General features: G+C 41.6%; 1 protein-coding gene. It reads right to left on the minus strand.

Translation table 11 applies throughout. The annotated features are described in order from the left end of the window. Positions 1-11251: amino acid adenylation domain-containing protein (locus AC4IF5_RS20220; RefSeq protein ID WP_490737731.1), on the minus strand; the 11251-nt coding region annotated here is incomplete at both ends.

Here is an 11251-nt window from a genome sequence, read left to right on the forward strand (position 1 = left end):
TTTAACTTTTCCAGTGTACTTTCCTGACCAAGAATCAGGCGTGCTCCGGTATCACGAAGGATGTGCTCTATCCTTTCGGCAGGATAGGATGGATCCATGGGAACATATGCTGCGCCGGATTTTAACACAGCAAGCATCGCTACCAGCATATTTTCCGAACGATCCAGACACAAAGGAACCAAATCATCAGCCCTAAGATCATAGGTCTGAAGAAGATAATTCGCCAAACGGTTGGATCTTGCATTTAACTCACTATATGAAAGCTTAATGTCCTGATACACTAATGCGATAGCATCCGGTGTTCTTTCAACCTGATCTTCAAATAGCTGATGAATCGTTTTATCTGATGGATATGCTGTGTCTGTTGTGTTCCAGCTGTCTATTAATTCAAGCTGTGTCCCGGAAATATGCGAAAGTTGATCTGAGGTCATCTCCCAGTCTGCCAACACCTGTTGTAAAACCGTTCTCATTCCATCTATCAGCTGTTTCATCATGGACTCTTCAAAGAGAGCTCCTTCGTAGTTGATCTTCATCGTTACGCTGTCTCCTTGCTCAAACGCCATCACTCCCAAAGGATAGTCCAGTTTTTCGACAGAGTCTCTGAAGACAAATCCCAGTTCATTGCTTTCGTCCCCTGCTTCCGGTACCGGATAGTTTTCATACACAAATAAACTGCTGAACATTCTGCGTCCGTCATGATGAAGCCCGGCAAGATTTACATCGCTATGGCTGTTCAAATCGCTGATCCTTTCCTGTATTGTTAAGATCTGATCCAGCACTCGTCCTTCCTGATGAGTCACAATCAATGGTAAGGTGTTGATATAAAGCCCGGCTGAAGATTCTATACCATCTACAGGTAAGCTTCTTCCGGATACGGTCGTTCCAACAACCGTGCTCATCACCCCACTATACAGCCTGAGCTGACTATGCCACAGATACTGAAGAACGGCATTGACCGTAAAGCCATTCGCTTTTGTAAAGTCTTTCAACTGCTGATACTGGTCACCGGTGATTAGCATCTCGGTCTTCTGATGGTCTTTTATATGTCGATAATTGCCTAAGTCTACCGCTCTCTTATCTTCTTTTAATAAACTGCTTAAATCTTCCTGATCTTCCAGCTCCGACATATATCCTTTCCAGAAATGACTGCTATTTTCTTTATGATCCTGCAAATATTTCTGAGTGGCAATATAGCCGGTATCTGTTACCAGGTTTACATCCTTGTTTTTAACAAGCTTCAGATAAGTATCATGAATGCTATTCAGTATAAGAGGCATACTCCAGCCATCCAATATAGCATGGTGATTACTGAACAGGCAACTGTACTGTCTTTCGTCCCGTTGGAACAAATAGATCCTGAACAGACTTCCTTTAGACAAATCATAGGATTCTAAACGGTCATTAGCTGTAATCTGCTGAATGAGCAACTCCTGAGCAGCGTCATCCAATGTACTGATGTCGTGATAACGCCAGTCTACTTTTCCTTTTTTATCAATCACCTGGACAATTTCTCCATTCCAGTCAAACCTTAGTCTGAGTGAAGGATATTGTTGCTGGGTAAGCCTCCACGATTCTCTCAGAATTTCGATATTGATAGGGCTATGATACTCCCACATCAATTGTACTCTGTAGGCATCATCAGTCTCTCCCTGGTTCAGGGCATGGTAAACAAAACCTTCCTGCAAGCTGTTAGCCAGATATACCCCTTCTATTTCTCCTGATTTCTGAATATCTGACAACTGATCCTGGCTTACGATATAACCTACATCAGAAGGTGTGAGATAACTTCCTGTTTCTTCGGAGAACTTGTCAGCGATGAATTCCAGATACTGCTTAAAGCGATCTGCCAAAAGAGTAATCTGATCTTCAGTCAAATGCCCGGACAATCCAAAGCGAAGCTGCCCGTCAACTACAGCTCCATTGACACTGATATAGTAGCTGTCCCTATTATTTGCTCCCATTCCTGAACCACTGTTTTCAGCTGCAATGAACCATGTTTTTGTTTCTGAACCTTCCTCTTCCTGATCCAGCTGCCCCAAATAATTGAAGCTGATCTTCGGAAGTTCTCTTTCAATATAACCCACCAGGCTGCCATAGCCGATACCGTTGTTCGGAATGCTTCGTATAGCTTCTTTTGTTAAAACTACGGTATCTTTCAGTTCTTTCCCTGTTTCCAGCAGTAATGGATACATGGTGGTAAACCATCCAACCGTCTCTGTAATATCCAGATTATCAAATATATCTTCACGCCCATGACTCTCCAGCAATACTGCATGGCGGGATTCTCCACTGAATGCCGTAAGTGTGGATGATAAAGCAGACAATAACAGATCGTTGATCTGAGTATGGTAGACGTGATGGGTCTTCCTGATCAGCTTTTCTGTACTGTTTTTATCTAATATCAACTGTCCATAATGGATCTCTTCAGAGATCAGATTTCTCAGTATTTTATTATTCTGCTCTACCGTATTTACTGTATTGTTCCAATATGAAAGCTCTTCTTCTCTGGAGTCCCGGTCTTCGGTTTTATAGCTTTTTATAGCTTCTACCCATTGACGGTAGCTGCTTCCCTTTATATAGGATGCTATACCGGATTCTTCTCCGTTCTCCATGGCATGGTAGATATTCTTCAGATCTTCCGTGATGATTCTCCAGCTTACGGAATCAATAATCAGGTGATGAAGTGCAAAGAAAATTCTTGCACTGCCATCTTTATAGCCGTCAATATAGCCGATCTGGTATAATGGTCCATTTTCTATATCAAAATGGGACTGCCAGTTTGTAAAAATTCCCGACAGCTCTTCTTCTTTTAATCCGGAAGCATCCAGATAACGGATTTCAACAGATGATAGATTGTCTCCATACTTTTGGGTATACATTCCGTTTTCTCTGCTGTACTGCAATCTAAAGGCATCATGTCTTTCAATCAGATGCTGTATGGATGTTTCTAAAAGCTTTTTATCCAATACCGGAACACTGATCAGAAATGCCTGGTTCCAGTGGTTAAAATCCTTCAGATAGCCCTCTTCTTTCTGGCTGAAGAACCAATCCTGAACCGGAAGCATTGATACTGCTCCTTTCAGGATTCCCTGTTCGGATATGATTCGGGTTTCTTCGCTCTGTTTTTTATCTTCTATGAGTAAGGACAACGATGCTGCTGTTCGGGAAGTAAAGACTTCTTTCACGCTTAACCTGATCTCTAACTGCTGTCTTATTCTGCCCACCAGCTGAATACTGATAATACTGTCTCCGCCCAATCTGAAGAAATCATCATGAATACTGATCTTTTCTGCATCGATTCCCAATACTTCACCATAGATCTGACAAACCTTTTTCTGAAGTTCATTCTCCGGGGCACTATAATCTTTACTGCCTGTAAACTCCGGTTCCGGTAAAGCTTTCCTATCCAGCTTTCCATTGACCGTTAATGGTAAAGTGGTTAAATGGACAAAAGCACCCGGTACCATATATTCCGGCAAACATCCCGAAAGATACTCGGAAAGTAAAGCTGGTTCAATAGCTGTATCAGAGACATAATAGGCTGCAAGATATTTTAAGCCGGCATTATTCTCTTTAGCCAACACTGCAACCTGGCGGATACCGGAATAATTCAGCAAGGTATTTTCTATCTCGCCCAATTCTATTCTGTGTCCTCTGATCTTAACCTGGAAGTCATTTCTTCCCATATATTCCAATTCGCCATTCGATAACCAACGGACTAAATCTCCTGTCTTATACAAACGTCCGTTTTCTCCTCTTTCTTGATCTTCTATGGTCTGAAAAGGATTGGCAATGAAGCGTTCTTCAGTCAGATCCGGTCTGTTCAGATATCCTCTGGCAATTCCCGCTCCGGCAATGTAAAGCTCACCTATTGCACCAACAGGAACAGGACGATGAAGAGCGTCAAGTACATATAAAGCTGTATTGGCTATAGGGCCACCAATGTTCAATGAATTATAATCTTTTTTGTATTCATGAAGGGTAACGCATACGGTTCCTTCAGTTGGTCCATATTCATTAATAAAAGTGATATCAGCTCCATTTTTATCCAGAGCCGGAAAACTTTCTCCACCTGCAAAAATCAGCTTCAGGCTGGTCCCCTGTTCTACAATTTCTCTTAATATGACAGGCGGAATGAAGGAAACTTCAATATTGTTTGCTTTAATATAGTCATTAAGCTCACTCACCGATGTTCTGAGATCGTTGCTGTACAGCCACAATGTGTTTCCGTTACATAATGCAGGAAAGGCTTCATATACGAAGGCATCGAATACATAATTTGAGTAGCAGCCCACTTCCTGATATTCTTCAAGTAAGTGTGCTTTAATCATTGATCTGATAAGGTTTATTACTCCACAGTGTTCAATCATTACTCCTTTTGGAAGGCCTGTGGTTCCACTGGTGTAGATCACATAAGCCAGATCAGAAGATTTTATACTGGTAACAGGATTATTAGCATCAGATGTTTCAAGCATTGCTTTAAAGCCAATATCATCTAAGACGATAGGATTTTCTTTGCCTAAGGCACTTATTTTTTCTGTAAGACTTTCTTGTGTAATTACTATTTTCGGTTTCGTGTCTTCTAAAATATGTTTGATCCTGTCTGCAGGATATGCCGGATCCATTGGAACATAAGCTGCTCCGGCTTTTAATATCCCCAATATTGCAATCAGCATATGCTCGGAACGCTCTAAACACAATGGGACTAAGTCATCCGGCTGGAGATGATGGTTTGTAATGAGATGGTTCGCCAGGCGATTTGCTCTTTCATTCAGTTCGGAGTAAGAAAGCTTTACATCCTGATATACTAATGCAGTATGATCCGGAGTTTTTTCAACCTGTTCTTCAAATAACTGATGAATGGTCTTATCGGATGGGTAATCTTCTCTGGTATTGTTCCAGTTCGTTATCGTTTGCTCAGTTTCCTGTTCTGAAATCAGAGCAAGGTTTCGGATCAGCATATGATCTGCTCCGGCCTGTGCCATCTGTTCTAAAAGGAACTGATAAGAAGCCGCCATACGGATGACAGTCTCTTTTCTAAACAAAGCTTTTGCATAGTTGAACATCATATGAATGTTGTTTCCATCGTCATCTATCATGGTTGTCAGGTCAAATTTCGCTGCCTGATAGTCTACTTCTCCATCGAAAGGATAAAACAATATTTCTTCCGCCTCAGGTATTTCGCCACCAACGTTCTGAAGACCAAACATGACCTGAAAAACCGGATGTCTTGAAGAATCCTGATCTATACCCAACTCATCCACCAGCTTCTCAAACGGAAGATCCTGATGAGACTGAGCTTCTGTCACGGATCCGGAAACCTGAAGGATGAAATCTGCAAGGCTTTGCTCTCCGTCAATCTTCTCTCTTAAAGCCAACGTATTGACAAAGAAGCCAATCATATTTTCAAGACCTGCATGATGACGGTTCGCAATCGGACTTCCCACCACAATATCGTCCTGACCGGAATAGGCTGAAAGCATCAGATAATAGCCACTCAACATGATCGTATACATGCTTACTCCAAGGTTTTTAGAAAGAATTCTGAGTTTATCTCCAAGCTCTATATTCACGTCAAAATACAGATTTTCTCCTTCATAAGAAACCTGGATTGGTCTGTGCTCATCTGTAGGCAAGTCAAGGCTTTGGAAATCACCAAGCTTGTTTTTCCAATAATCAATCTGTTTATTAAGCCTTTCACCCTCAAGATAATGACGCTGCCATAGTGCAAAGTCTTTGTACTGAACTCTTAATTCCGGCAGGTCCAATGTTTCTTTATTGATAAGCGCATGATAAATATCCGCCACTTCTTTCAGAAAAACATCTGTAGACCATCCGTCAAAGGCAATGTGATGAATCACAACGGACAAATAGTGACGGTTATTGAATGTAAATACAGTGATCTCTACAGGGAGTTCTTCATCAAGACGGAAGACGTTGTTTGCACTTCTGCTTATTGCTTTTTCCAGCTCTTCCTTGGTTTCAACTGCTACAATCTTAAATTCAGGAATAACATCCGTAATCACCTGGTACCCTTTTCCGTCCCTGGTCATTTTTATCATGGATCGGAGTATCTCATGGCGCATGATTACCATTTCCAGAGATTTCTGAAGAAGATCAAGCTGAATGTTTTCATCCAACATAGTGGTAATAGGAATATTATACGCACTGCTTCCTCCTTCATAAGACTCTATAAACCAAAGCCTTTCCTGTGCAAACGACAAACGCTGCTCTTCTGGAGAATCTACCTGAACAGGAATAATATTGATCTGCTCCTCTATATGCATTCCATCGCTCAGAATCGCTGCCAATGAGGCTATTGTTTTGTGGTTGAACACCATTGTCACATTCACCTGCATATTCAAAGCCTGTTTGATCTTACTGATCAGCCGGATCGCCATGATACTGTTTCCTCCCAATCTGAAGAAGTCATCATGAATACCTACATGCCCGGAATCAATCCCCAAAACTTCACCATAAATCTGACACAGCTGCTGCTGAAGCTCAGTTTCAGGAGCTGTATAATCCTTATTGCCCGTAAAGTCAGGCTCCGGTAATGCCCGTTTATCCAGCTTACCATTGATTGTCAGTGGTAAAACCGTCAGATGAACAAAAACACTCGGTATCATATACTCAGGCAAACATCCCGAAAGATACCCGGAAAGTAAAGCTGGTTCAATAGCCGTATCAGAGACATAATAACCTGCAAGGTATTTTAAGCCGGATTGGTTCTCTTTTGCCAAGACGGCTGCCCTCTGTATCGCAGGATATTCCAACATCCTGTTTTCGATCTCGCCAAGCTCAATTCTATATCCTCTGATCTTAACCTGGAAGTCATTTCTGCCAATATATTCCAATTCGCCATTCGATAACCAGCGTACTAAATCTCCAGTTTTGTACAAACTTCCGTTTTCTCCTCTTGCCTGCTGCTCGATGGTCTGGAATGGATTTGCCATAAAGCGCTCTTCCGTAAGCTCAGCTCTGTTCAGATAGCCTCTCGCTATTCCTGATCCTCCGATGTAAAGCTCACCTATGGCTCCAACAGGAACAGGACGGAAATGATTATCCAATACATAAACGGTCATATTTCCAATCGGGCCACCAATATTAACCGGGTTATGATCTTGATTATAATGGTGCAATGTTGCACATACCGTACTTTCTGTGGGACCATAAGCATTGATAATATCGACTCCGCTTTTTTCATATAAAGCCATCACCTGAGGATTGGTAACATCTCCTGCTACTACCAGGATTTCTAAGGGTAGAATATGATCTTTGGTTAAAAGAACAGGAGGAATAGTCGCAAGGCTGATCCTCTTCTCTCCGATGTATTGCTGTAATGCGGACAGATCAGTCTGGGTTTCTTTATCCAACAAATAGATACTGTGACCGTGAGTGATCACAGGATACAATTCCCAGACATGCGCATCAAATACATAGTTTGCATACCATAAGCAGTTCTTATGAACTTCTCCGGTAAGACCAAATTCTTTTGCTTCCTGATGGATCAGATTCGAAACATTTTGATGCTCAATCATAACTCCTTTGGGAAGGCCTGTTGTTCCACTGGTGTAAATGACATAAGCAAGGTTATCAGGTCCTGCTTTGGTAACAGGATTATTAGCGTCAATGGTTTCAAGCATTGCTTGAAACGTAATTTCATCTAATGTGAGGGTTTCTACCTTAATTTCCTGTAGCTTATTTATCGTACTTTCCTGACACAGGATGAGTTTTGCTCCGGTATCACGAAGGATGTGCTCTATCCTTTCCAAAGGATAGGATGGATCCATAGGAACATACGCTGCGCCGGATTTTAACACAGCAAGCATCGCTACCAGCATATTTTCCGAACGATCCAGACACAAAGGAACCAAATCATCAGCCCTAAGATCATAGGTCTGAAGAAGATAATTCGCCAAACGGTTGGATCTTGCATTTAACTCACTATATGAAAGCTTAATGTCCTGATACACTAATGCGATAGCATCCGGTGTTCTTTCAACCTGATCTTCAAATAGCTGATGAATCGTTTTATCTGATGGATATGCTGTGTCTGTTGTGTTCCAGCTGTCTATTAATTCAAGCTGTGTCCCGGAAATATGCGAAAGTTGATCTGAGGTCATCTCCCAGTCTGCCAACACCTGATGTAAAACAGTTCTCATTCCATCTATCAGCTGTTTCATCATGGACTCTTCAAAGAGAGCTCCTTCGTAATTGATCTTCATCGTTACGCTGTCTCCTTGCTCAAATGCCATCACTCCCAAAGGATAATCCAGTTTTTCGACTCCTCCTTTAAAAATAAATCCTAATTCATTGCTATCGTCTCCCGCCTCCGGTACCGGATAGTTTTCATACACAAATATGCTGCTGAACATTCTGCGTCCATCATGATGAAGCTCAGCAAGGCTTATATCACTATGGGTATTCAGTTCGCTGATTTTTTGTTGAATATCTGAAATAATATCTATTATCCTCCCAGCGGTATGCTGTATGATCAACGGAAGGGTATTGATGAAAAGCCCAACCGAAGATTCTATACCATCTACAGGCAAGCTCCTTCCGGATACAGTCGTTCCAACAACCGTGCTCATCACCCCACTGTACAGCCTGAGCTGACTATGCCACAGATACTGAAGAACGGCATTGACCGTAAAGCCATTCGCTTTTGTAAAGTCTTTCAACTGCTGATACCGGTCACCGGTGATTAACATCTCAGTCTTCTGATGGTCTTTTATATGTCGATAATTGCCTAAATCTACCGCTCTCTTATCTTCTTTTAATAAACTGCTTAAATCTTCCTGATCTTCCAGCTCAGACATATATTCTTTCCAGAAATAACGGCTATTATCCTTATGCTGCTGGAGGTATTTCTGGGTATTAATATAAGCCTGGTCTGTTACATTATCCGGGGCCTGTTTTCTAATAAGATTCAGGTAAATTTCATGAATGCTTTTGAGTATAACAGGCATACTCCAACCGTCTAACACAGCATGATGGTTACTGAAGAGACAGGTATAATGATTTTCTGAACGTTGAAACAAATAGATCCTGAATAATCCTCCTTTTGATAAATCATAGACTTCAAAACGGTCTTTTTCAGTGATTTCACGGATTAATTCGTCCTGTTCTTCCGTCTGCATTCCGTCAATATTCTGATAACGCCAATCCAGCATATTTTCTTTGTCAATGATCTGTACAATCTCCCCATTCCAGTCAAATCTAAGGCGCAATGCAGGAAACTGGCGTTGGGTATATGACCAGGCATCTTTAAGGATATCAACATTCATTTCAGAAAGATATTCCCACATCAATTGCACACGGTATGCATCATCTTTATCTCCCTGGTTCAGGGCATGGTAAACAAAACCTTCCTGAAGACTATTGGCAAGATACACCCCTTCTATTTCTCCTTTTTCCTGAATGTCTGACAACTGGTCCTGCCCTATTATATAATCTACATCGGAAGGGGTAAGGAAGCTGCGATTTTTTCCGGAGAGCTCTTCGATAATCTCAATAATATGATCTTTAAATTTCCGGGTTATCTTTTCCACATGGTTCTGAGACAGATGTGCAGATATATTAAAGCGAAGCTGCCCATCTATAACGGCACCATTCACACTGATGATATGGCTGTCTCTGTTTGATTTTCCAATGGAAAGGCCGCTATCTTCAGCTGCAATAAACCATGTTTTTGTTTCTGAACCTTCCTCTTCCTGATCCAGCTGTCCCAAATAATTGAAACTTATTTTAGGAAGTTCATGATCTGTATATCCGATAAGACTGCCATAGCCGATACCATTGTCCGGGATTGCTCTTAAGGCTTCCTTAGTCAATACTACAGTCTCATTATGATTTTCTCCTGTTTCCAGCAGTAATGGATACATGGTGGTAAACCAACCTACCGTTTGGGTAATATCCAGATTACTAAATACATCTTCCCGCCCATGTCCTTCAAGAATAACGGTATGGCGCCTTTCTCCGGTAAGTTCTGTAAGCGCAGAAGCCAATGCAGACAGCAGCAGATCATTGATCCGGGTCTGATATACATGATGGCTACCCCGAATCAGTTTTTCCGTCTCCTCTTTATTCAGAAGAAGATAATCATGATTGTATTCAGGGACAGAAATAACTTCCAGCCTGCTGTTGTTTTTATGTATAGCTTCAATGGTCGTATTCCAGTATGTACGTTCTGCTTCTCCGGATTCAGGGTTCTCCTTTTTATAATTTTTTATGGCTTCTACCCACTGACGGTAGCTGCTTCCTTTTATCTGGGATGTTATACCGGATTCTCTTCCGTTTTCAAGAGCCTGATATATATTCTTCAGGTCTTCTGTGATAATTCTCCAGCTCACGGTATCAATGATCAGGTGATGAAAAGCCATGAAAATTCTGGCTGTCTTATCCTTATTTCCTTTAATATAGCCGATGCGGTACAGTGGTCCTTTTTCTATATCAAATTGTTCCTGCCATTGGGTGAATATTTTTAAGAGGTCTTCCGGCATCAGGTCTGAAACATCTAATTCAGTGATCTCCGGCTCGATTTCCCCACCTTGGTATTGCTGGCTGTAAGCTCCTTTTTCTACAGGATAATACATTCTGAGTGCATCATGTTTTTCAATGAGCAGTTGTATACTTTTCTTCAGAAGTTTCTCATCCAGTTCCGGAACATTGATCAAAAATGACTGATTCCAGTGGTTAAATTCCGGCAAATAGCCTTTTTCTTTCTGACTGAAGAACCAATCCTGGATAGGAAGAAGCGGAACTTCTCCTGTAAGCAGCCCCTGTTCTGCCAGGATCTCTACCTGAGTAGCCGAATTTTTATCTTCAATGAGTCCTGCCAACGCAGCCGTAGTTCTCGCTAAGAAGATTTCTTTTACATTTACCCGCACATCCAGTTGTTGTTTTATTCTGCTCACCAACTGGATGCTGATGATACTGTCTCCGCCCAATCTGAAGAAGTCATCATGAATACCTACATACCCGGAATCAATCCCCAAAACTTCACCATAGATCTGACATAACTTCTCCTGAAGCTCATTCTCCGGTCCAACATAATCCTTATTGCCCGTAAAGTCAGGCTCTGGTAATGCTCGTTTATCCAGCTTGCCATTGATCGTCAGTGGTAAAACCGCCAGATGAACAAAAACACTCGGTACCATATACTCAGGCAAACATCCCGAAAGATATTCTGATAATTGGCTGGAATCAATTTCAGTTTCTGATACATAATAGCCTGCAAGGTATTTTA

The organism is Chryseobacterium sp. UF-290 (genome assembly GCF_058245615.1).